General features: G+C 56.9%; 19 protein-coding genes. 13 read left to right on the plus strand and 6 right to left on the minus strand.

Features of this window, described 5'->3' with window-relative positions:
- Window positions 1-21 precede the first annotated feature (21 nt).
- The 4 genes from uraD to xdhA are packed head-to-tail and all read right to left on the minus strand — an operon-like array spanning window position 22 to window position 5438.
- Window positions 22-537 (minus strand): 2-oxo-4-hydroxy-4-carboxy-5-ureidoimidazoline decarboxylase, encoded by a 516-nt coding sequence (uraD, locus tag WG929_RS04810; RefSeq protein WP_416205111.1) that lies wholly within the window; start codon window positions 535-537, stop codon window positions 22-24.
- Complete coding sequence (gene xdhC / locus WG929_RS04815) at window positions 534-1472, minus strand: xanthine dehydrogenase accessory protein XdhC (protein WP_416205112.1); 939 nt, start codon at window positions 1470-1472, stop codon at window positions 534-536. The genes uraD and xdhC overlap by 4 nt, the downstream gene beginning before the upstream one ends.
- Window positions 1472-3904 carry a xanthine dehydrogenase molybdopterin binding subunit gene (gene xdhB, locus WG929_RS04820; RefSeq protein WP_416205113.1) on the minus strand — a complete coding sequence of 811 codons (2433 nt, stop codon included), beginning with the start codon at window positions 3902-3904 and terminating at the stop codon, window positions 1472-1474. The genes xdhC and xdhB overlap by 1 nt, the downstream gene beginning before the upstream one ends.
- Window positions 3897-5438, minus strand: a complete 1542-nt coding sequence (xdhA, locus tag WG929_RS04825; RefSeq protein ID WP_416205114.1) for a xanthine dehydrogenase small subunit — start codon at window positions 5436-5438, stop codon at window positions 3897-3899. Before xdhA ends, xdhB begins: the two co-directional genes overlap by 8 nt.
- Before the next feature lie 303 nt (window positions 5439-5741).
- Here xdhA and WG929_RS04830 point away from each other — a divergent pair, with 303 nt between their 5' ends.
- The 4 genes from WG929_RS04830 to WG929_RS04845 are packed head-to-tail and all read left to right on the plus strand — an operon-like array spanning window position 5742 to window position 10725.
- Window positions 5742-7304: an ABC transporter ATP-binding protein gene (locus WG929_RS04830; protein WP_369856493.1), complete on the plus strand. Its 1563-nt coding sequence runs from the start codon at window positions 5742-5744 to the stop codon at window positions 7302-7304.
- Entirely contained in the window at window positions 7301-8416 is a 1116-nt protein-coding gene (locus WG929_RS04835) for an ABC transporter permease (protein ID WP_369856492.1), read from the plus strand. The genes WG929_RS04830 and WG929_RS04835 overlap by 4 nt, the downstream gene beginning before the upstream one ends.
- Before the next feature lie 4 nt (window positions 8417-8420).
- Window positions 8421-9347 carry an ABC transporter permease gene (locus tag WG929_RS04840; protein ID WP_369856491.1) on the plus strand — a complete coding sequence of 309 codons (927 nt, stop codon included), beginning with the start codon at window positions 8421-8423 and terminating at the stop codon, window positions 9345-9347.
- Window positions 9348-9354: 7 nt separating this feature from the next.
- Window positions 9355-10725 carry an 8-oxoguanine deaminase gene (locus WG929_RS04845; protein ID WP_416205115.1) on the plus strand — a complete coding sequence of 457 codons (1371 nt, stop codon included), beginning with the start codon at window positions 9355-9357 and terminating at the stop codon, window positions 10723-10725.
- Between the two features lie 437 nt (window positions 10726-11162).
- On the opposite strand, the gene WG929_RS04850 is transcribed toward WG929_RS04845, so the two are convergent.
- Both WG929_RS04850 and WG929_RS04855 read right to left on the minus strand, forming a co-directional pair.
- A complete protein-coding gene (locus WG929_RS04850) occupies window positions 11163-12605 on the minus strand; it encodes a gamma-aminobutyraldehyde dehydrogenase (RefSeq protein ID WP_416205116.1) in 1443 nt (480 codons plus the stop codon).
- A gap of 24 nt (window positions 12606-12629) precedes the next feature.
- A complete protein-coding gene (locus WG929_RS04855) occupies window positions 12630-13631 on the minus strand; it encodes a LysR family transcriptional regulator (protein ID WP_416205117.1) in 1002 nt (333 codons plus the stop codon).
- A gap of 321 nt (window positions 13632-13952) precedes the next feature.
- Between WG929_RS04855 and WG929_RS04860 the strand changes: the two genes are divergently transcribed.
- From WG929_RS04860 to WG929_RS04900, 9 genes are all read left to right on the plus strand, one after another.
- The gene (locus WG929_RS04860) at window positions 13953-15086 is read left to right on the plus strand and encodes an ABC transporter substrate-binding protein (RefSeq protein ID WP_416205118.1); all 1134 of its coding nucleotides are present in this window, start codon (window positions 13953-13955) and stop codon (window positions 15084-15086) included.
- 98 nt (window positions 15087-15184) lie between these two features.
- Complete coding sequence (locus tag WG929_RS04865) at window positions 15185-16246, plus strand: ABC transporter ATP-binding protein (RefSeq protein ID WP_416205119.1); 1062 nt, start codon at window positions 15185-15187, stop codon at window positions 16244-16246.
- A gap of 1 nt (window position 16247) precedes the next feature.
- Entirely contained in the window at window positions 16248-17216 is a 969-nt protein-coding gene (locus WG929_RS04870) for an ABC transporter permease (RefSeq protein ID WP_416205120.1), read from the plus strand.
- Entirely contained in the window at window positions 17206-18015 is an 810-nt protein-coding gene (locus tag WG929_RS04875) for an ABC transporter permease (protein ID WP_416205121.1), read from the plus strand. Before WG929_RS04870 ends, WG929_RS04875 begins: the two co-directional genes overlap by 11 nt.
- Window positions 18016-18099: 84 nt before the next feature.
- Complete coding sequence (locus tag WG929_RS04880; RefSeq protein ID WP_416205122.1) at window positions 18100-19524, plus strand: gamma-aminobutyraldehyde dehydrogenase; 1425 nt, start codon at window positions 18100-18102, stop codon at window positions 19522-19524.
- 319 nt (window positions 19525-19843) lie between these two features.
- Window positions 19844-20392: a cysteine hydrolase family protein gene (locus tag WG929_RS04885; protein WP_416205123.1), complete on the plus strand. Its 549-nt coding sequence runs from the start codon at window positions 19844-19846 to the stop codon at window positions 20390-20392.
- Between the two features lie 45 nt (window positions 20393-20437).
- On the plus strand, window positions 20438-21340 hold the full coding sequence (gene rarD, locus WG929_RS04890; RefSeq protein WP_416205124.1) for an EamA family transporter RarD: 903 nt from the start codon (window positions 20438-20440) through the stop codon (window positions 21338-21340).
- A 131-nt stretch (window positions 21341-21471) separates the two neighbouring features.
- Entirely contained in the window at window positions 21472-21726 is a 255-nt protein-coding gene (locus WG929_RS04895) for a type II toxin-antitoxin system Phd/YefM family antitoxin (RefSeq protein WP_303434130.1), read from the plus strand.
- On the plus strand, window positions 21719-21982 hold the full coding sequence (locus WG929_RS04900; protein ID WP_416205125.1) for a Txe/YoeB family addiction module toxin: 264 nt from the start codon (window positions 21719-21721) through the stop codon (window positions 21980-21982). Before WG929_RS04895 ends, WG929_RS04900 begins: the two co-directional genes overlap by 8 nt.
- The last annotated feature ends 120 nt before the right edge of the window (window positions 21983-22102 follow it).

Genomic DNA, 22102 nt, shown 5'->3' on the forward strand with positions numbered 1-22102 from the left:
GTGTTGTTTCCTGTCTTCTGCTTACCCGGCGATGCCCAGTAATTTGTTAATACGAATCCGGGTGATTCTGGCCTGCTCGTCAGCGGCGTTCTGTACTTCGGTGGCGCGGTTGTTGTTCAGCCGGGCCTGCAACAGAGCCAGCATTTCGGCAGCACTTTTGCCGCTGGCACAGACGATAAAAATAAACCCGTAACGCTGTTCGTAAGACTGATTACCCTCTGCCAGGGCGTTGATAATGGCGTCGTTGGCAGCGTTGACGCCGGACTGTTCACCGGCCGCCAGTGCCTTGGTGCTGGCGTATTTTTGTTGCAGCGAGCTAACGTCGCCAATTTTCGGGTGACCTTCAAAGGCTTCGAGATAATCCGCTTCTTCCAGCCCTTGCCAGATATCATCAGCAGCACGGTAGAGCTGTTCCAGCGAGGCAAACGGCCGGGCGGCTATCATCTGTTGAATCCAGCGCTGGCTGACACAGCATTGGGCAAACGCCGTAGCGGCGTCAGCGGCTGAGAGTTGGTTCAGTTGCTCAAGTGTCATCATGAGGTCGCCTTGTGAAGTTCTGACAGAGATTCAGGCAGAATCTGGTTGCGCGCCTTGTCCTGACGCATCAGCGCTTTCAGGGTTGGCAAAGGAACACCCGTGTTGCGCCCGGAGTGCTGCGACTCTGCTGCTGGTTGATACTGGTCGATGTGTTGATACTGGGCGATCAGCTGGGCAGCAATCGACACCGCCACTTCCATGGGCAACTTGCCGCCCACGCTGGCCAGCCCCACCGGGCATTGCAGGCGCTCTAACTGCTGTTCGTCAATACCACTGTGACGTAGCCGGTAACGAAAGCGGTTGGCCTTGGTAACCGAACCAATCACACCAATAGAGGCAAAACGCTGCAGCCGCAGGGCGGTTTCAGCCAGGCGGTAATCCAGTGCGTGGTCATGGGTAAGAATCAGCACACGGCTGCCGTGTGGCGCCTGTTCGAGCAGGGATTCCGGCGTCTCGGCCACCACACATTCAATATGGGCGGCAAGGGAATCGGCTGGCGGAAACAGTTCCGGGCGGTTGTCGATCCAGCGGGTTGGCAGCGGCAGCTGTTGCAGAATCTGCATCAGGGCGCTGGCAACATGACCGGCACCAAACAGCCACAGCGCGGCTGCGCGGGCGGGGTAACTTTCAAACAGCAAGGTGGCGTAACCACCACAACACTGCCCGGCGTCCGCTCCCAGCAAAACCTGCTGGATCTGCTGTTGCGGTTCATGGTGCCGCAATAACTGCCGCGCCTGCTGCAGTGCCTGATATTCCAGCTGGCCACCACCAATGGTGTCGATGCTGTTATCCGGCAATACCAGCATTTTGCTGCCAGAGGCACGCGGCGTGGAGCCACCGGTGCTGATCACGGTGACCAGTACATGAGGCTGGCCGCGACGCTGGCAGTCGGCCAGCGCTTGCGACCAGTTTAACGGGCGCGAGGGGGTATTCATCAGCAGTCCTCGCCATTGGCAACGGCCTTGTCGAGCATATCGGTCTGAATCGCCATCACCGCCTTTAACACCCGTTCGGGCGTGGCCGGGGTGTCGAGGTCGGGGCTGAGCTGGTAGTTACTGAGACTGCTGATGGCATCACGCAGGGCCGACCAGACCGAAATCGCCAGCATAAACGGCGGTTCGCCCACGGCTTTGGAGTTGTAGACCGTGGCTTCGTTGTTGGCCTGCTCATAAAGGCTGACGTTGAATACCGGTGGTGTGTCACCAATCGCCGGAATCTTGTAGGTCGCCGGGGAGTTACTGAGCAAACGGCCATCGTTGTGCCACACCAGTTCTTCGGTGGTCAGCCAGCCCATGCCCTGAATAAAACCCCCTTCAATCTGGCCACGGTCGATGGCCGGGTTAATGCTGCGGCCAACGTCGTGGAGAATATCCACCCGGCACACCTTGTATTCACCGGTGAGGGTGTCGATCACCACCTCGGCAACTGCCGCGCCATTGGCGAAGTAAAAAAACGGCCGACCGGAAGCGCTGCTGCGGTCGTAATGGATTTTTGGCGTGCGGTAATAACCGGTAGCCGACAGCGAAATCCGGCCGACATAAGCGGCTTGTACCAGTTCGGCAAAGGAGGTGTTGTCGGTGTCGGTCTCACCCCAGAATACCCGCCCGTCGGCAAAACGAATGGCCTCTTCTGCTACCGATTTTTCCGCCGCCAGAAACCCGGTCAGCCGCTGTTTCAGGGTCAGGGCGGCATTCTGTGCCGCTTTGCCATTCAGGTCGGTTCCACTGGAGGCCGCCGTTGGTGAGGTGTTGGGCACCTTGTCGGTACGGGTAGCGGTGACCTGAATCACCTCGCTGCTGACCCCCAGGGTTTGCGCCACAATCTGCCCCACTTTGGTATGCAGGCCCTGCCCCATCTCGGTGCCACCGTGGTTTACCTGAATCGAGCCATCGGTGTAGATATGAATCAGCGCTCCGGCCTGATTGAGATGCTGCAAGGTGAAGGAAATACCGAATTTCACCGGTGTCAGAGCCAGGCCGCGTCTGAGAATCGGGCTGGCTTGATTCCACTGGTGAATCTCCGTACGACGCGCCCAGTAATCACTGCTGTGCTCCAGCTGTTCAATCATCTCCGGCAGGCTGTTGTGTTCCACCTGCTGATGGTAGGGCGTCACGGTGCGATCCGGGTTATGCGTGCTGGTGCCGTACAGATTGAGTTTGCGGATGGTGAGCGGGTCCTGGCCAACGGTACGGGCAATGTCGTCCATCGCCCGTTCAATAATCATCATGCCCTGCGGGCCACCAAAGCCCCGATAGGCGGTATGCGACACCTGATGGGTAAAGGCGCGGTGGCCGTCTATCACCGCATGGGGCAAGTAGTAGGAGTTATCGGCGTGGAACATGGCGCGGTCCACAATGGCATCGGACAAATCCGGGGAGTTGCCGCAGTTACCAATAACCTCTATATCGGCCGCCAGAATCTGTCCTTGCGAGTCGATACCGATACGGTAACGGTTGGCAAACGGGTGCCGTTTGCCGGTCATCACCATATCGTCCTGACGCGGCAGACGCATTTTTACCGCCCGCCCGGTTTTTGCCGCCAGCAACGCCGCCAGACAGGCCCACTGCCCGGCCTGGCTTTCCTTGCCGCCAAAACCACCGCCCATACGGCGCATATCCACGGTAATACGGTTCAGTGGGACGTCCAGCACTTCCGCCACCAGCTTTTGCACTTCACTGGGATGCTGACTGGAGGTGTACACCAGCATGCCGCCGTCTTCGCCGGGTAAGGCCAGCGAAACCTGCCCTTCCAGATAAAAATGTTCCTGCCCACCGACCGCTTGTTCGGCTTCGAGAATATGCGCTGCCGCCGCCATACCGTCGGCAATATTGCCCTTGATCATGCGATGACTGGGGCGCACCAGACGTGCTTGTGCCAGTGCCTCGCGAGGGTCGAGCAGGGGCGTGTGTGTTTCGTATTCAACAATGGCCCGTTGTGCTGCGCGGCGCGCCGCCAGTTCGGTGGTGGCGGCCACGACGGCAATACACTGGCCAAAAAACTTCACCTCGCTGGAGGTCATAATCGGGTCGCCGGGGAATACCGGACCAATATCCACGTGGCCGGTCAGTTCCTCCACCGTCATCACGGTTGCCACACCTGGGCTGTTGCTGACGGCGGTCAGATCCAGCCGGGTTATCTGTCCGGCGGCGATGCTGCTGCGAATCACGGCGGCATGCAGACAATTGGCGGGTTCTATCATGTCATCCACATAACGGGCGCTGCCGCTGACATGGCCAATGGCGCTTTCATGTGGCGACGGTTTGCCCAGCACAGCGCTGACAATATCCTGTCCGGCCAGGCCACTGTTGGCCAATGGTCCGGTTTCGGCCAGCCCCGTGTTGTGTTCGGGCAGGGTGACGTTACGCATAGTGGGCAACCTCCAGTGTGGCGTGGGGCTGCTGGTATTCCAGTACCGCGCGGGCCAGCAGGTTCTGCACCAGCTGCAAGCGATAAGCAGCGCTGGCGCGGACGTCCGTCAGGGGGGTCAGGGTTTGTGCCAATACGGTTTGGGCGGCGCGAATACCGGCCAGCGTGGCGGGCTGGCCAATCAGCGCCTGTTCGGCAGCTTCAACACGCAAGGGTGTTGCCGCCACGCCACCAAACGCCAGCCGGGCAGCGGTGATGACGTCGTTTTCCACCTTGAACATCAGCGCTGCCAGCACGGCGGAAATATCGTCTTCAAAGCGTTTGGAAACCTTGAACACACAACGATGCCAATCGGTTTTATCAAGGGGAATTTCAATCTGGCTAATGACCCCACCCGCTGGCAAACAGGTCTGGCGGTAACCGCTAAAAAAATCCTTGATGGCAATCCGGCTGGCTCCGGCCGGGCTGTGAACATGCACAATGGCATCCAGCGCCAGCAACACCGGCGGTGTATCACCAATAGGAGAAGCATTGGCGACGTTGCCCGCCATGGTGCCCTGATTACGCACCTGCAGCGCCCCCAGCCGTTCCATCATGCGGGCGAATTCCGGCAGATGCTGTTTGAGGGTGTCCATAACCGCGCTGTAGCTGACACCGGCACCGATCATCAGGCGGCTGTTGCTGACCTGAATATGCTGCAACTCCGCCACCTGGCCGGTGTAAATCAGCACATCCAGCGGCTTTAGCTGCTGGGTATATTCCAGCGCCAGATCAGTGCCCCCGGCCACCAGACGGCCATGAGGATACTGGCAACGCAGGTCGAGCAGTTGCTGCAGGGTTTGCGGCACAAAAAAGTGCCGATCCCCCTGATTCAGAGAACCCGTATCGGTGGCGCTGGCCAGATCCCGCAGCTGCTGCCAGGTTTGCGCTTCCTGGTGATTGAAGTGGTCATTGGCATGATCGTTAGCGGCTGCGGCCAGTACATGGCCTGCGGCTTCAATAATCGGCCGATAACCGGTACAACGACAGAGGTTGCCACCCAGTGCCAGATCAATGTCATGGCGGGTGTGGGCATCGGGGTTGGCCGGATCACATGCGTTAACGGCAGTAACCGGTGTACTGTTCTTGCTGAGTGCAAACAGCGACATCACAAAACCGGGGGTACAGAAACCACATTGTGAACCGTGGCAATCCACCATGGCTTGTTGGGCAGGATGTAATGGCTGTCCCGGCGCTTTCAGGGCTTCTATTGTGATCAGCTGTTTACCATGCAAACTGCCCACAAAGGTGATGCAGCTGTTAACACTTTTATAGGTCAGCTTGCCTGTAACAGAACCCTCTGGAGAGCCGTCAGCAGAGCCCTCGACAGAGGAAGGTTCAGCCACCACCACGGTGCAGGCACCACAGTCGCCAGATGCACAACCTTCCTTGGTGCCTCGTTGCACTTCGACAGTGCGCAGGTACTCCAGAATGGTCAGGTCTGGAGCAAGATCATCTACTTCGCGTAACTGATCATTGAATAAAAAGCGAATCAATGTTGCTTCCTCCGATTAGCTACTTATATCGGCAACTAATTCATAACCTAATGATTTTTAAGGGAATTTAAAGTTACAACAGCGTTTTCCCCGAATTTTATGGTGGTTTTCCTGAGGCTGGCTCTGAAGCCCCGCAAAACCTGACCGATCGGTCATGTAAAGCATTTACTATACCAGTCACTCTGACGGCTTAACAAAAAAATTCTGACCAGTTGGCCAGCTTTTTGCTCACTGGGTTAAGATCCATAACAATACTGCAACCGGGAGGTCAACCCCGGAACCTTCAGCAGAGAGGAACAGCCCGTGCCCAATCAACCTGTACCACCCAGGCTCAGCCTGCGTGGCATCACCAAACAGTACCCTGGCTGTTTGGCCAATGACGATGTTCACCTGGCTATCGCCCCAGCCGAAATTCATGCCCTGCTGGGTGAAAATGGCGCTGGCAAAAGTACCCTGATGAAGGTGATCTATGGTCTGGTGAAGCCAGACAAAGGCGAACTGCTGTGGGATGGCCTGCCACTGGAAGTAAAAGACCCCGCGCACGCTCGCAAGATGGGCATTGGTATGGTGTTCCAGCATTTTTCGCTGTTCGATACCCTCACCGTCACCGAAAACATCGCCCTGGCACTGGGTGATGAAGCGGGCGAGCTGGGGCCGCTGGCGGAAAAAATCCGTACAGTGTCAGAAAAATACGGCATGGCGATTAACCCCGAGCGCGAGATTCATACCCTGTCGGTGGGCGAACGCCAGCGGGTCGAAATCGTCCGTTGTCTGGTGCAGGACATCAAACTGCTGATTCTCGACGAACCCACCTCGGTACTGACTCCGCAAGAAGTCGATACCCTGTTTATCACCCTGCGCAAGCTGGCCAGCGAAGGCTGTTCCATTCTGTTTATCAGCCACAAACTCAACGAAGTCAAAGCTCTGTGCCACAAGGCCACGGTGCTGCGTGGCGGGCGCGTGTCCGGTGCCTGTATTCCCGCCGAGCAAGACACCACCAGCATGGCCAAAATGATGGTCGGTGACGATACTCCGGTCAGCACCACCTACCCCAAAGTACTTGGCAGCGAGCCGGTGCTGGAAGTACAACAACTGAGCCTGCGCAGCCATGATCCGTTTGGTGTGCATCTGAACAATCTCAACCTGACAGTACATAGCGGTGAAATCGTCGGTATTGCCGGGGTCGCCGGTAACGGTCAGGAAGAACTGCTGGCCAGTCTCAGCGGCGAAACACGTTGCCCTGCGGGTACACTGGCTTTTAATGGTGTCGACGTCGCCAACCTGCCGCCGGATCAGCGCCGTGCACTGGGGCTGGGTTTTGTACCGGAAGAGCGCCTCGGTCGTGGTGCCGTACCGGAAATGAGTCTGACCGAAAACGCCCTGCTCACTGGCTTCCTCACCGGACTGGTGGAGAAAGGTATGGTGAACTGGCGCAAGACAGAAGCCTTCGCCGACAAAATTATTCAGGACTACAAGGTCAAAACTGCCGGGCGTCATGCCCAGGCTGACAGCCTCTCTGGTGGCAACCTGCAAAAATTCATTATCGGTCGGGAAATTCTCCAAAACCCGAAAATTCTGATTGCCGCTCATCCTACCTGGGGCGTTGACATCGGTGCCGCGACAGCGATTCATAAAGCGCTGATTACCCTGCGTGATCAGGGGGCTGCCATTCTGGTGGTATCGGAAGACATCGACGAATTATTTCTGATTTCCGACCGCATCGGTGCCATTTGTGATGGCGCGTTATCGCCGGTCAAACCGACACCACAATCTTCCATTGAAGAGCTGGGCCGCATGATGGCAGGTGACTTCAGTACCCCCACCAGCCCGCCGCCGACTAAAACCCCTCAGGGAGAAGAGGCATGATCAAACTGGAACCTCGGGGCGAGCGCTCCAAACTCATGGCCTACCTGTCGCCAGTACTGGCGGCGCTGCTGACCCTGCTCACTGGCGTAATACTGTTCACCCTGCTGGGGGTCGACCCCTGGGAGGCACTGGTCACCATTCTCTACGTGCCCATCTCGGATACCTATGGCATTGCCGAACTGTGCGTCAAAGCCACCCCCATTCTGCTCTGTGCCATTGGATTGTCGGTGGTGTTCAAGGCGCAAATCTGGAACATCGGTGCCGAAGGTCAACTGCTAATGGGCGGCCTGTTTGGCAGCTATATGGCGCTGCAACTGATCGAGGTGGAATCCAGCTGGGTACTCCCCATGGTGCTGTTATTTGGCGCCATCGGCGGTGTGTTCTGGGCCGGGATTGCCGCGCTGTTAAAGGTTCGCTTCAACACCAACGAAATCCTTACCACCATTATGATGAATTACATCGCCCTTAATATTCTGTTGTGGGCAGTACACGGGCCATTAAAAGACCCGGACGGATTTAACTTTCCGGAATCCGCCATGTTTTCGGATTTCTCGCTCCTGCCTATCCTGATTGAAGACACTCGCATTCACTTTGGTCTGGCCTTGGCCCTGCTCGCCGTCGTCGCGGTATGGGTATTGATGAGCCGCAGTTTTTACGGTTTCCAGATCAAGGTGATGGGGCTCGATGCCAGCGCTGCGCGGCTGTCCGGCTTCAAGGAAAAACGCCTGGTGTACTTTGCCCTGATGCTCAGTGGCGCACTGGCCGGACTGGCCGGAGTGAGTGAGGTGGCTGGACCGATTGGTCAGCTGATTCCGAACATTTCCCCGGGGTACGGTTATGCCGCCATCATTGTGGCCTTCCTCGGGCGTTTGCATCCAGTCGGTATCGTGCTGGCGACCTTACTGATGGCGCTGCTGTACATGGGCGGTGAAATGGCCCAGATAAGCCTCGGCTTGCCACTGGCATTAACCGGACTGTTCCAGGGCATGCTGCTGTTTTATCTGCTCGCCTGCGACGTTCTGATTGGCTTCCGTATTCGCTGGGTCAGCCGTAAACCCGGCACCCCATCCACCCGTACAATGTCTGCCAGCGCCACCAATACACAGGGATAAAACCATGGATATCGATCTGATTACCAACATACTTTACGCCATGGTACGTACCGGCACACCGCTGCTGATTGTGGCACTGGGCGAACTGATTTGTGAAAAAAGCGGCGTCCTTAACCTCGGCCAGGAAGGCATGATGCTGATGGGCGCCGTGGTGGGTTTTGTGGTGGCGTTGCTGTCTGGCAGCCTGATACTGGGCTTTGTACTGGCGATTGTGGCCGGCATACTGATGTCGCTGATCTTTGCCGCCATTACCATGGAACTGAGCGCCAATCAGGTGGCTACCGGCTTGGCATTAACCATTTTCGGCACCGGTCTGTCGGCCTTTATCGGTGCGGATTTTGTTGGCAAGCCGATCGAAGGCCTCGATCCAATTTTTATTCCGCTACTGACCGATCTGCCACTGATTGGCCGCATGATTTTTGGTCAGGATCTGATTGTCTATCTGTCGTTTGTGCTGTTTGGTGGTGTCTACTGGTTTATCAAATATTCCCGCCCTGGCCTGATTTTAAAAGCCGTGGGTGAAAACCCCCACTCCGCCAACGCCATTGGCCTGCCGGTGCTCAAGACCCGTTATCTGGCCATTATGTTTGGTGGTGCCATGGCCGGTCTGGCGGGCAGCTATCTGTCACTGGCCTACACCCCGCTGTGGGCAGAAAACATGAGCGCCGGACGCGGCTGGATTGCGCTGGCACTGGTGGTGTTCGCCAGCTGGAAAGCCGAACGGGTGTTACTGGGAGCCTGGCTGTTTGGCCTTGCCAGCATTCTGCATCTGGTTTTTCAGGGGCTCGGTTTTGCCGTATCCCCCAACCTGCTGGCGATTCTGCCATATCTGGCCACGGTGGTGGTGCTGGTGATTCTGTCCAGCAACCAGAGCCGCAGCCGCCTTGTCGCGCCGATGTCCCTCGGCAAAGCCTTCTACGCAAAAAGTTAATATGACCATGAACAGCATCACTGCAAGCGCAAGACTGTGGATCGCCAACCCGCTGGCGATTCATACCAACGCTGACGAAGACGCCCGTGGCGGACTGGTGATCCAGTCCGGCAAAATCGTCGAAGTCGTGGCGGCCGGGCAACAGCCCATCCACTTTGACCAGCAATTCGACGCCAGCCGCCATGTGCTGATTCCGGGCCTGATCAACACCCATCACCACTTTTACCAGACCCTTACCCGTGCCCTGCCAGCCGCGCTCAACAAGGAACTGTTCCCCTGGCTGCAAACCCTGTATCCGGTATGGGCCGGGCTCGAACCCGACATGCTCCATCAGGCCACCCGACTGGCCCTGACCGAGCTGCTGTTGTCCGGTTGCACCGCCGCCGCCGACCACCATTATCTGTTCCCGCAAACCCTCACCGACGCTATTGATATACAAGCCGATGCCGCCAGGGAAGTTGGCTTGCGAGTCACACTGACCCGTGGCTCCATGAGCCTCGGCCAGGACGACGGCGGCTTGCCACCACAGCATGTAGTACAAAGCGAAGCGACCATTCTGGCCGACAGCGAACGTCTGATCAGCCGTTACCACGACGCCTCCGAAGGCTCCATGGTGCAAGTGGCATTGGCCCCCTGCTCGCCGTTTTCGGTCACCCGCGACATCATGCTTGCCAGCGCCGAATTGGCCGCCAAACATCAGGTACGACTGCACACCCATCTGGCAGAAACCCTCGACGAAGAAGCCTTCTGCCAAAAAATGTTTGGCCTGCGCACCGTGGATTACCTCGACAGCGTCAACTGGCTGCACAACCGCACTTGGCTGGCCCACGGCATCCACTTCGACGCCAATGAAATCCTCCGTCTGGGTGCCGCCGGTGTGGGCATCTGCCACTGCCCAACTTCCAACATGATGCTGGCCTCCGGTATCTGCCCGGTCAAAGACCTCGAAGCCGCTGGCAGCCCGGTAGGGATCGGAGTTGACGGCTCCGCCTCTAACGACTGCTCGAATCTGATTCAGGAAACGCGTCAGGCCATGTACCTGCAACGGCTCAAATACGGCTCCTCCAGCGTCACCCACCAGGACGCCCTGCGCTGGGCAACCCAGGGCTCCGCCCGTGTACTCGGCCGCGACGACATCGGCACCCTCGCCGTTGGCAAACAAGCCGACCTGGCTTTGTTCAACCTCGACGAACTGCGCTTCTCCGGCAGCCACGACCCACTCGCCGCCCTGCTGTTATGCGGAGCCCACCAAGCCGACTACGTGATGGTGGCCGGACACTGGAAAGTGGAAAAAGGCGAAGTAGCAGGAGTTGATATTGGTGCACTGCGCAACAGCCATCAGCAAGCCGCGAACAGGCTGGCAGCAAAAACAAACTGATCCGCCGCCGTAGGGACGGGCTCCGTCCCTGTCCGTCTTGCCGCAGATGCGGTGTTACGTCCCTGTCCGTCTTGCCGCAGATGTGGTGGTACGTCCCTGTCCGTCTTGCCGCAGATGTGGTGGTACGTCCCTGTCCGTCTTGCCGCAGACGTGGTGGTACGTCCCTGTCCGTCTTGCCGCAGACGTGGTGTTACGTCCCTGTCCGTCTTGCCGCAGACGTGGTGTTACATCCCTGTCCGTCTTGCCGCAGATGCGGTGTTACGTCCCTGTCCGTCTTGCCGCAGATGCGGTGTTCGGAAATAAATTCACTCCTGCATAAACATCAGTAGTGTTAGAGGGCATGCGCGAAAAACCTGAATTCACATAAAAACCACAACCCAGTCCAAAAAGATGAAAAACAGGTAACCCTGAGTCAAACCAAGCAAGCCTGATAACGGTTACCGATGGCTCAGCATGATGTGTCGTGCGACGGAAAACTCTTCCAGTGCGCTGGCGGAGAGGTCTTTGCCGTAACCGGAGCTTTTCAGGCCGCCGTGGGGCATTTCGCTGGGAAGCATGAAGTGGTTGTTGATCCAGGTGGTGCCGTATTCGAGCTGGCTGGCGGTGGCCATGGCACGGCCGATATGTCCAGACCAGACCGATGAAGCCAGGGCGTATTCGGAGTCGTTGGCCCAGTCGATGGCTTGTTGCGCAGTTGGGCAAGAGGTAACGGAGACCACCGGGCCGAAGACTTCGCGGCGCACAATTTCATCGTCGTGGCGGGCACCGGCCAGCAAGGTAGGCTGGTAATAAAAGCCAGGCCCTGCGGGTATCTGCCCACCTGCCAGCAACTGGATATGAGGCTGTTCGAGCGCCCGTTCGACAAAGCTGGCGACGCTGTTGCGTTGGCGCTGGCTGATCAGCGGGCCGAGATCATTACAACGGTCGTCAGCCTGGTTAAAGGTCAGCGAGGAGACTTTCTTCGCCAGTGCTTCGATCAGCGGCTGGTAAATACTGGCATCCGCGTAGATGTGGCAAGCGGCGGTGCAGTCTTGCCCAGCGTTGTAGTAGCCGTAACGACCCACCCCTTCGACCACGGCATCGAGGTTGGCATCTGCCAGCACAATCACCGGGGCTTTGCCGCCCAGTTCCAGATGAGTGCGTTTGATCGAGCGCCGCGCTGCCTGCAAAACTTTTTGTCCGGTAGAAATATCCCCGGTCAGTGACACCATTCGAACATGACGATGGTTGATCAGCTGGCTGCCCACGCTGTCGCCTCGGCCCAGCACTATGTTGACGACTCCAGGCGGCAATACCGCGTCAAGAATATCGGCCAATACCAGCGCCGTCAGTGGCGTTTGTTCCGACGGTTTGAACACCATGGTGTTGCCGGCGGCGATTACCGGGGCAATTTTCCAGGCGGCCATCATCAGCGGGTAATTCCAGGGGGCAATGGCGGCCACCACGCCAATGGGGTCGCGGCGAATCATGCTGGTGTGGCCGGGTAAGTATTCCCCTGCGGCCGGGGCAGTCTGGCAACGCACCGCCGCAGCAAAAAAGCGGAACACATCGGCAGTGGCCAGTACGTCGTCCTCGACCACTTGATGCAAGGGTTTGCCGCAATTCAGTGCTTCCAGCTGTGCCAGTTCCATAGCGCGGGCATCGATACCGGCAGCGATGGCCAGCAGCATCGCCGCCCGTTCGCCGGGGCTGGTTTGTTTCCATACTCTGGCGGCCTGACGAGCAGCGGCTACGGCAGCATCAACCTGCTCGGCGGATGCCTGCGGCAAGCTGATCAATAACTCCCCCGTACGCGGGTTGATGACGGCTTCAGCCTCTCCGTCTCCGGCCATACGCTGGCCCTGTATCAGTATGTTCGTCGGCAGCTTATTGGCATTCATGGGTTTTCTCTCTTGGGCAGATCGTCAGCTGTTGGCGTGGTTATGGCGTACTGGCAGGGATTCCCGAGCCACTGGCAGGAACAGGTCAATCAGCGGATTGCGAGCACCGCCACGACGCCAGGCCAGACCGATATCGAGGGTTTCCGATACTTCGGTGATACGACGAGCCTCGACGGTATCGCCTTCGACCGACCATGGCCGGTAGGTCATATCCGGCATCAGCGCCACTCCCATGCCTGCCGATACCAGGCTGCGCACCGCTTCCACCGAGGCACTGCGCAGGCTGACGGTGGGCTTGCTGGCGGCCGGTGCCCAGAGGTTACGAATGCGTTGTTCCATTTCATCGACGTTAAGCAGAATCAGCGGTTCATGCAGCAAATCCTTGAAGCCGATACTGTCGAGCTGCAGCAGTTCGTGATCGGGCGGCAACCAGAGACGGTAATGGGAAAAGGTCAGTACTTCGGTATTCAGGGCGCTGAGGTATTTGAGATTCGACAGGATCAACACCCCGACATCGATCTCACCACTGACTAACAGATGCTCGATATAGTCCCGGTCATCTTCAACCACCCGTAATTTGACGCGGTGATAAATGCGCTGGAAGCGCGCCAGCAGATCAGCCAGATAATATCCGGCCACCAGACTGGTCACGCCGACGGTCAGCTCGCCAGCCACTTCATCGGTGCTTTGTTGCAGGCTGCGACGGGCGTTGTCTACCGATGCCAGCACCAGATGTGCCTGACGCAAAAACTGATGGCCCTGGTGCGTCAGTTCCATGCCCTTGGCGTGCCGACTGAACAGGGTGACGCCGAGGTCATCTTCCAGCTGTTTGATGGCGGTGGTGAGGGTCGACTGCGAAATCGGCACCGCCTGCGCCGCCGCCGATACCGACCCGGTTTCGGCAATGGCAATAAAGTATCGAATCTGGCGCAGGCTCATCATGGCAAAACAGGTGCTCCGCGAGGGGTTGTCCAAGGGGGTCATGGTGACGTAGTACATGTCTTCATTGTTAGCAATGTCACTCACACCGGCGACGACTGCTTGACCCTGATGGCGGTGGCCAACACTCGTCCGTCACCCACACCAGACAAGGGTTTTCCAGTAAATACCGGGGCTTACGCCAGTATTAACAATCTGTTTTGGATATACCACCGCTAATTTTTTCTTGGCTATCGTTTTTTTAGAAGGCTTCTTTCTTAATTAACAATTGGAGCCAGACAAACCCCTCGCTTTAGCCTGAAGCCCTCGTTGCATCCCGTTCCACAGCTTCCGCCATCCGTAGCGGCGCTCGGGACACGACGTTAAACCGGCGCAAGCCTTCCATACGTTCAGGCAGAGGAAAACCCCATGGCAACACGTCATCTGATACTCAGCACCTTGTTGGCTGCCAGCGCACTGACTGCGCTGGCTGGCCCCCAGGGAGAAGGCCGCGTCGATATTATCGCCTGGCCCGGCTACATTGAACGCGGCGATACCGACCCCGCCTATGACTGGGTCAGCGGCTTTGAGCAGTCCAGCGGTTGTTCCGTCAATGTCAAAACCGCAGCGACTTCGGACGAGATGGTCAGCCTGATGTCCAAGGGCGGCTACGACCTGGTTACAGCATCCGGTGATGCCTCGTTACGACTGATTTACGGCAAGCGGGTGCAACCGGTCGACACCAGCAAGATCAAGGCCTGGAACAGCATCGATCCACGTCTGCAAAACGCGCCCTGGTTTACCCTTGATGGCAAACACTACGGCGTGCCCTTCCAGTGGGGTCCCAACCTGATGATGTACAACACCGACGTGTTCAAACAGGCACCGGACAGCTGGAGCGTGGTGTTTGAAGCCACAACCTTGCCAGATGGCCAGTCCAACAAGGGTCGGGTGCAGGCCTATGACGGTGCCATCTATCTGGCCGATGCCGCGCTGTACCTGAAGTCTGCCCGCCCGGAACTGGGCATCAAGGATCCGTACGAACTGAATGAAACCCAGTACAACGCCGTACTGGAGGTATTACGTGCGCAACACAGCCTGATTCATCGCTACTGGCACGACTACAACGTGCAGATGAGTGATTTCAAAAACGAAGGCGTGGTGGCCTCCAGCAGCTGGCCTTTTATGGCCAATATCCTGATGTCGGAAGGTGCCCCGATTGCCACTGCGTTCCCGCAAGAAGGGGTGACGGGTTGGGCCGACACCACCATGTTGGCCACGGATGCCGCGCATCCGAACTGTGCTTACGAGTGGCTCAATTGGTCAATCACGCCCAAGTTGCAAGGCGACCTGGCGTCCTGGTTTGGTTCGGTTCCGGCGGTGCCCGCCGCCTGTGATGGCAATGAGCTGTTGGGTGCCGAGGGCTGTAAGACCAATGGGATGGACAACTTCGACCAGGTGTTTTTCTGGAAGACCCCGACCTCCAACTGCAGCAGCCAGGGCAGCTGTGTTTCCTACAGCCGCTGGACTCGGGATTACATCGCCATTATGGGCGGCCGCTGATTCCGCCAAGTACGAGTTAAGTACGAAAAAAGTACGAGTACCGGTTGACTGCCGGGCCTGCTGGCCCGGCAATGCTTTCACAGGACACGATATATTTTATGAATACCGCTGTTGAGTTTTACCAAACCAGCCGCTGCTTCGGCGATGTCCGGGCGGTCGACCGGGTCTCGCTGAAAATCGCCGAAGGTGAGTTTTTTTCCATGCTGGGGCCTTCGGGTTCCGGCAAAACCACCTGCCTGCGGCTGATTGCCGGGTTCGAGCAACCGGACGATGGCCATGTCATCATTCATGGCCGCGATGCCACCGGGTTGCCGCCCTACCAGCGTAACGTCAATACCGTCTTTCAGGACTACGCCCTGTTCCCTCATATGAACGTGCTCGACAACATCGCCTATGGGCTGATGGTCAAGGGCGTCAACAAAAAAGAGCGCCAGCATCGCGCCGCCGAAGCGCTGGATATGGTGGCGTTGGGGCAGCATGGCCAGCGCAAACCCTCACAGTTGTCCGGTGGCCAGCGCCAGCGGATTGCACTGGCCCGGGCACTGGTCAATCGGCCCAAAGTGCTGTTGCTGGACGAACCACTGGGGGCGCTGGATCTGAAATTACGTGAGCAAATGCAGGGAGAGCTGAAACGGCTGCAACGCCAGCTGGGTATTACCTTTGTATTTGTAACCCACGACCAGACCGAAGCGCTGTCGATGTCGGATCGCGTGGCGGTGTTTAACCAGGGCCGGATTGAACAACTGGATTCACCGCGCAATTTGTACAACCAGCCGCAAACGGCATTTGTTGCCGGGTTTGTGGGTTCTTCCAATGTCTTGCAAGGTGCACTGGCGCAGCGTTTGTCGGGGAAGTCTGCGGCACTGGCGATTCGCCCGGAATACATTTCGCTCGACGCCAATGGCATACACACCGGCTCCGCTCGCTCATCAAGCACGACCCCAGCGGATGTCATCACCCTGCCCGGTGTGATTAAAGACGTGCAGTATCAGGGCTCGAACACCCGCTTTGAAGTGGAGCTGGAACCCGGTGTCAGCGTTGCCGCCTCCGAGGCCAACAGTCTGTTGTCGAGCCACACCGCACTGCTGCCAGGGCAGTTGGTACAGGTCAGCTGGAGCAGCCAGGCCATGGTGTCTTTGCGGGACGAAGCGAGTGCCTGATATGACTTCAAAATCGTCACTGTCTGCGGCTGATAACAGCCCGGTTTTTACCCCTCCATCCGGGCTGCTGTATCAGGCCGCAGATCGGCTTTATCGTCGCCCCAATCTGCTGCTGGCCTTGCTGCTGCTACCGCCGCTGCTGTGGTTTGGCTCGGTGTATATTGCCTCGCTGCTGGCGCTGTTATGGCAAGGGCTGTACACCTTCGACGACTTCACCATGCTAGTGAGTCATACCCTGACGCTGGAAAACTATGCCCGGCTGTTTGATCCTGCCAATTTCGACATCATCCTGCGTACCCTGCTGATGGCGCTGGCGGTCTCCGCGTTCAGTGCCGTACTGGCGTTCCCGGTGGCTTATTACATGGCGCGCTACGCCAGTGGTCGCACCAAGGCCTTTTTCTATCTCGGCGTGATGTTACCGATGTGGACCAGTTACATCGTCAAGGCTTATGCCTGGACGCTGCTGCTGGCGCAGGAGGGTGTGTCGCAGTGGTTTATTCATCTGCTCGGGCTGACGCCGCTACTCGATGCACTGCTGGCGCTTCCCGGCCTGGGGGGAAGTACGCTATCGACTTCCAGCCTCGGGCGTTTTTTTGTGTTCACTTACATCTGGCTGCCGTTCATGATTCTGCCCATTCAGGCATCACTGGAGCGCTTGCCGCCGTCGTTGTTGCAGGCTTCTTCCGACCTTGGCGCTACGCCGTTCAAAACCTTCCGCCACGTGATTCTGCCGTTGTCGGTGCCGGGTATTGCCGCCGGTTCCATCTTTACCTTTTCGCTGACGCTGGGGGATTACATTGTGCCGCAGCTGGTAGGGCCGCCGGGTTTGTTCCTCGGCAGTATGGTGTACGTACAACAAGGATCGATTGGCAATATGCCGATGGCTGCTGCGTTTACGCTGGTGCCGATTGTGTTGATTGCGGTTTATCTGTCGATTGTGAAACGTCTGGGGGCTTTTGATGCACTCTGATCAACACGCCGGTTTGTGGCTGAAAACAGCGGCCTGGGGTGGTCTGGTGTTCCTGCATTTCCCCATTGTCATTATTGCCCTGTACGCCTTTAACACCGAAGAGTCGGCGTTCAGCTTTCCACCCAAGGGTTTTACCCTGCACTGGTTCAGTGTTGCGTTTGGACGTGCTGATGTCCTTGAATCGATTGGCCTGTCGCTGAAAATTGCCAGCCTTGCCACCGCTATTGCCATGGTGCTGGGCACGCTGGCGGCGGCAGCCATGTATCGCCGTTCGTTCTTCGGCAAAGACAGCATCACCCTGATGCTAATTCTGCCGATTGCCCTGCCCGGTATTATCACCGGTCTGGCACTGTTGCAGGCATTCCAGGCCATGGATATCCAGCCTGGCATCCTCACCATAGTGATTGGCCATGCCACTTTCTGTGTGGTGATTGTTTACAACAACGTCGTCGCCCGCTTTCGCCGCACCTCCGGCAGCCTGATCGAAGCCTCGATGGATCTGGGTGCCGATGGCTGGCAGACCTTTCGCTACATCGTGTTGCCCAATCTGGGCAGCGCCATGCTCGCCGGTGGCATGCTGGCGTTTGCGCTGTCGTTTGATGAACTGATTGTCACCACCTTCACCGCCGGTCACGAAAAACCGCTGCCAATCTGGCTATTGAACCAGCTGACCCGACCACGGGATGTGCCGGTCACCAACGTGGTTGCGCTGATGGTGATGCTCGCCACCATGGTGCCGGTTTTTCTGGCTTACCTCCTCACCCGAGGTGGCGATGACGTTGCCGGTAGCGGCAAATAACGAGGCAATATTCCATGACCGCTGATCCATACACATTATCTGACACCCGTCCGACCTATCGTCTGAACAAAGAGGCCTAATACCATGCTCAATAAAATGCTGATTAACGGGGAACTGGTTGCTGGCGAAGGCAAGCAACTGGAAGTATTTAATCCTGCCACTGGCGAGGTACTGTGCCTGATTGCCGAAGCCACCGCCGCTCAGGTCAACACCGCCGTCAGTGCCGCTGATAACGCCTTCGACAGCTGGAGCCAGCAAGCGCCCAAAGACCGCGCCTACCTGCTGCTGCAATTGGCCGATCGTATTGAAGCCATGAGCGAAGAGTTCGCCCGTCTCGAATGTAACGACACCGGCAAACCCTTCTCCGCCATGCAGGCCGACGAAATTCCGGCCGTTGCCGATGTCTTCCGCTTTTTTGCCGGAGCCTCACGTTGTCTCAGTGGTTCCGCAGCAGCGGAATACCTGCCCGGTTTCACCTCCATGATTCGCCGCGATCCACTTGGCGTCGTGGCTTCCATCGCGCCCTGGAACTACCCCTTGATGATGGCCTCATGGAAACTCGCTCCCGCTCTGGCTGCCGGTAACTGTGTTGTGATCAAACCGTCGGAACTAACGCCACTTACCACCCTCAAGTTGGGCGAAATCATGCAGGAGATTTTCCCGGCTGGCGTCGTCAATACCGTCTTTGGCGGCGGCGCCAGCGTCGGCGCTACCCTGACCACCCATCCAGAGGTGCGCATGGTGTCGCTGACCGGCTCGATCGCCACCGGCCAGAAAATCGTGCAATCCAGCACCGAAGATATGAAACGCACCCATATGGAACTGGGCGGCAAGGCACCGGTGCTGATTTTTGACGACGCCGATATCGACGACGCCGTCGAAGGCTTACGGGCGTTCGGCTACTACAACGCCGGACAAGACTGCACCGCCGCCTGTCGCATCTACGCCCAGAAAGGCGTGTACCAGCAACTGGTCGATAAACTGGCCGCCGCCGTCTCCACCATCAAAATCGGCAGCCAGTACGAAGACGGCACAGAAATGGGGCCGCTGGTTTCCCAGGCCCATCTTGAACGGGTGGCCGGATTTGTGGACCGCGCCCGCGAACAACCTCATATCACCATCGCCACCGGTGGCAAGATCGCCGATCGCGCAGGCTATTTCTACGAACCGACCTTGATTGTTGGCGCCAAACAAGACGACGAAATTGTCCGCCGTGAAGTCTTTGGCCCAGTCGTCTCCATCACCGAATTCGACACCGAAGCCCAGGCTCTGGCCTGGGCCAACGATTCCGACTATGGCCTCGCCTCTTCCCTCTGGACCGCCGATACCGGCCGCGCCGCCCGCCTCAGTGCCCGCTTGCAATACGGCTGCACCTGGGTCAACACCCACTTTATGCTCACCAGCGAAATGCCCCACGGCGGTATGAAGATGTCGGGATATGGCAAGGACATGTCGATGTACGGCCTGGAAGACTACACCACCGTGCGTCATGTGATGATCAAACACTGAGTTGACCAACATCCGCAGGGTTGTCCGGTGTGATGCCCTGCGAGCGTTCAGCGGTTGTGATTATTGTGTGAATCCAGAGATGACAGTTATTACGCCCTTGGTGCCAATACGGGTGCCAACCCGGTTCGTTTTCATGTCATGGTAGCCATCGCCGTCGTGGTAAACATGGCTGCGATACCTGATACCCGTCTTCAGTAACATAGAAAGAGGTCAGCGAACCATGTTGAAAAAAGTTGAATGGGCCATTAACCCCCGGCGTACGGCGTTGATTATTGCCGATATGCAAAAGATTTTTTGCGAGTAAGACGGTGCCTTGCTTGTGCCGTCAAGTCGGGCCCTTATTGCGCCCATCAAACGCCTGTCCGAACAGATGCGTGCCGCGGCCATGCCGGTGATTTATTTGCGCCATGTGGTGTGGGGTGATGGTTCCGATACCGGACGTTTCCGCGATCTGTACCCGGATGCCGATGCCCAGTTTGCGCGCTCCAATCCGGCCATTGAAGTGATCGATGAGCTGCAACCACAAGACGGCGACATTGTTGTCGACAAGTTGTTTTACAGCGGCTTCCATAATACCGATCTGGACATAATCCTGCGGATGAAAGACATCGACACCCTGATTGTCTGCGGCACCGTGACCAATGTCTGCTGTGAAACCACCATGCGCGATGGCGTACACCGCGAATACCGGATGATTGCGTTAAGCGATGCCAATGCAGCCATGCCTTATCTGGATATGGGCTTTGGTGAGGTATCGGCAGACGAGGTACAACGCATTGCCCTGACGGCGATGGCCTACGAATTTGGTGAAGTCACCGACACCGCCAATCTTATGCAGCGCATCGATAACGCGCTGAACAATAAATGATTAACGTCTGATACGCCCTCTGCCGACAGTGGGCATGGGAGTTTTATGGTATTTGCAGGCGTTTTGCTGTCCATTGCCGCCTCGGTGTTGTTTGGTCTGCTGTCATATTACAGTGTGTTGTTATCGCCTCTGGATGGGCCGTCGGTCTTCGGCTGGCGGATCATTTTTTCACTGCTGATCTTTGCTTTGCTAGTGCTGTTTAGCCGCAGCAGTCTGCTGGTCTGGGCTGATATCCGTCGTCTGCTTGGCCGCCCTGCCAATGCCGGCCTCACCCTGATCTGCAGTGGCCTGATAGCGTTGCAACTCATGTTGTTTGGCTGGGCACCGATGAACGGTGAAGGTCAGGCGCTGGCGATGGGGTATTTTCTGCTGCCGTTGCTGATGGTGGTGATCGGGCGCTTCTGGTATCGCGAAACCATCCGTCCGTTACAAGTGGTGGCGGTGTTCCTGGCGCTGATCGGGGTATTGGCCGGATTGGTTCTGCATGGCCACTTTTCACCGGTATCCCTGATTGTAATGCTGGGTTGTCCACCCTATTTCATGCTCCGGAAACGGCTGGCCCTAAAAGGGTTGAGTGGTATTTTTATCGAGCATCTGGTGATGCTGCCCCCGGCCTTGATCATATTGTTTATGTGGGACTTTAATGCCGATTTTTTTGTGGCGCGGGGGGCGTTATCCTGGCCGGTACTGATCGGGCTTGGTCTACTCAGCAGTACGGCGCTGTTTTGTTATCTCGCCGCCGGACAACGGTTGCCGTTTGCGTTGTTTGGTATGTTGGGGTATGTCGAGCCGCTGTTGCTGTTTGCGGTGGCCCTGCTACTGGGTGAGCCTTTTGTCGCAGAGGACCTGTGGATGTATGTCCCTATCTGGCTGGCGGTGCTGTTGCTGGTGCTTCATGGCGTCCGGCAACTACGCCGACAGCCACGCCCTGCACTACCTCGTTTCTGAAAAGCTGGATCTTTACAAAGCCGCGCGTACTGAGGGCGTTAACTGCCACGACGAAGTTATGCACAACATTCTGTACATGTATTTATCTTTAAGCTAGACTTGTGCTATATCCTGTACAAGTGAGGTACAAAATGAGAATTGTCTCTTTTACTGAAGCCCGAAATGGTCTAAAAGCCGTCTTGGACAATGTTATTAACGATGCGGATACTACTGTAATCACTCGTCGTGACTCTGAAGATGCTGTTGTAATGTCATTGGATTACTACAACAGCCTTATGGAAACTGTACATTTACTTCGCTCACCAGCAAACGCCGAACACTTAAATCGTTCAATTACGCAGTTTAAAACGGGTAAAACGACTCAGCGAGATCTTATTGATGAGTAACAGGTTATTATCATGGACTGATGAAGCCTGGAATAGTTACGTTTATTGGCAGACTCAAGACAAGAAAACCTTGAAACGCATCAATACATTGATTACCGATGTTCAGCGTTCTCCGTTTGATGGAATTGGAAAACCGGAAGCCCTTAAAGAAAACCTTTCAGGCTTCTGGTCTCGCAGAATAGATGATACCAATCGTTTAGTATACGCCGTGGATGATACGGCAATTATTGTTATCTCGTGTCGCTACCATTACTAATAGGTGGCAGCTAACAATCAAATGTTGGGGGCACAGAAAAATGAACACTCCCAAAATACGGGCATCTAATCCAGTAAAACAGAGTCAATACAGCCTTAGAACAGGCACTGAAAGCAGCAC

The sequence above is a fragment of the Oceanobacter antarcticus genome, from assembly GCF_044962685.1.
GTDB lineage: Bacteria > Pseudomonadota > Gammaproteobacteria > Pseudomonadales > Oceanobacteraceae > Oceanobacter > Oceanobacter antarcticus.

Bases quoted from the DNA above. Each gene is read 5' to 3' on its own strand.
- uraD (WP_416205111.1), bottom strand. From the start codon at position 537: ATGATGACACTTGAGCAACTGAACCAACTCTCAGCCGCTGACGCCGCT.
- xdhC (WP_416205112.1), bottom strand. From the start codon at position 1,472: ATGAATACCCCCTCGCGCCCGTTAAACTGGTCGCAAGCGCTGGCCGAC.
- xdhB (WP_416205113.1), bottom strand. From the start codon at position 3,904: ATGCGTAACGTCACCCTGCCCGAACACAACACGGGGCTGGCCGAAACC.
- WG929_RS04835 (WP_369856492.1), top strand. From the start codon at position 7,301: ATGATCAAACTGGAACCTCGGGGCGAGCGCTCCAAACTCATGGCCTAC.
- WG929_RS04840 (WP_369856491.1), top strand. From the start codon at position 8,421: ATGGATATCGATCTGATTACCAACATACTTTACGCCATGGTACGTACC.
- WG929_RS04845 (WP_416205115.1), top strand. From the start codon at position 9,355: ATGAACAGCATCACTGCAAGCGCAAGACTGTGGATCGCCAACCCGCTG.
- WG929_RS04850 (WP_416205116.1), bottom strand. From the start codon at position 12,605: ATGAATGCCAATAAGCTGCCGACGAACATACTGATACAGGGCCAGCGT.
- WG929_RS04860 (WP_416205118.1), top strand. From the start codon at position 13,953: ATGGCAACACGTCATCTGATACTCAGCACCTTGTTGGCTGCCAGCGCA.
- WG929_RS04865 (WP_416205119.1), top strand. From the start codon at position 15,185: ATGAATACCGCTGTTGAGTTTTACCAAACCAGCCGCTGCTTCGGCGAT.
- WG929_RS04870 (WP_416205120.1), top strand. From the start codon at position 16,248: ATGACTTCAAAATCGTCACTGTCTGCGGCTGATAACAGCCCGGTTTTT.
- WG929_RS04875 (WP_416205121.1), top strand. From the start codon at position 17,206: ATGCACTCTGATCAACACGCCGGTTTGTGGCTGAAAACAGCGGCCTGG.
- WG929_RS04880 (WP_416205122.1), top strand. From the start codon at position 18,100: ATGCTCAATAAAATGCTGATTAACGGGGAACTGGTTGCTGGCGAAGGC.
- rarD (WP_416205124.1), top strand. From the start codon at position 20,438: ATGGTATTTGCAGGCGTTTTGCTGTCCATTGCCGCCTCGGTGTTGTTT.
- WG929_RS04895 (WP_303434130.1), top strand. From the start codon at position 21,472: ATGAGAATTGTCTCTTTTACTGAAGCCCGAAATGGTCTAAAAGCCGTC.
- WG929_RS04900 (WP_416205125.1), top strand. From the start codon at position 21,719: ATGAGTAACAGGTTATTATCATGGACTGATGAAGCCTGGAATAGTTAC.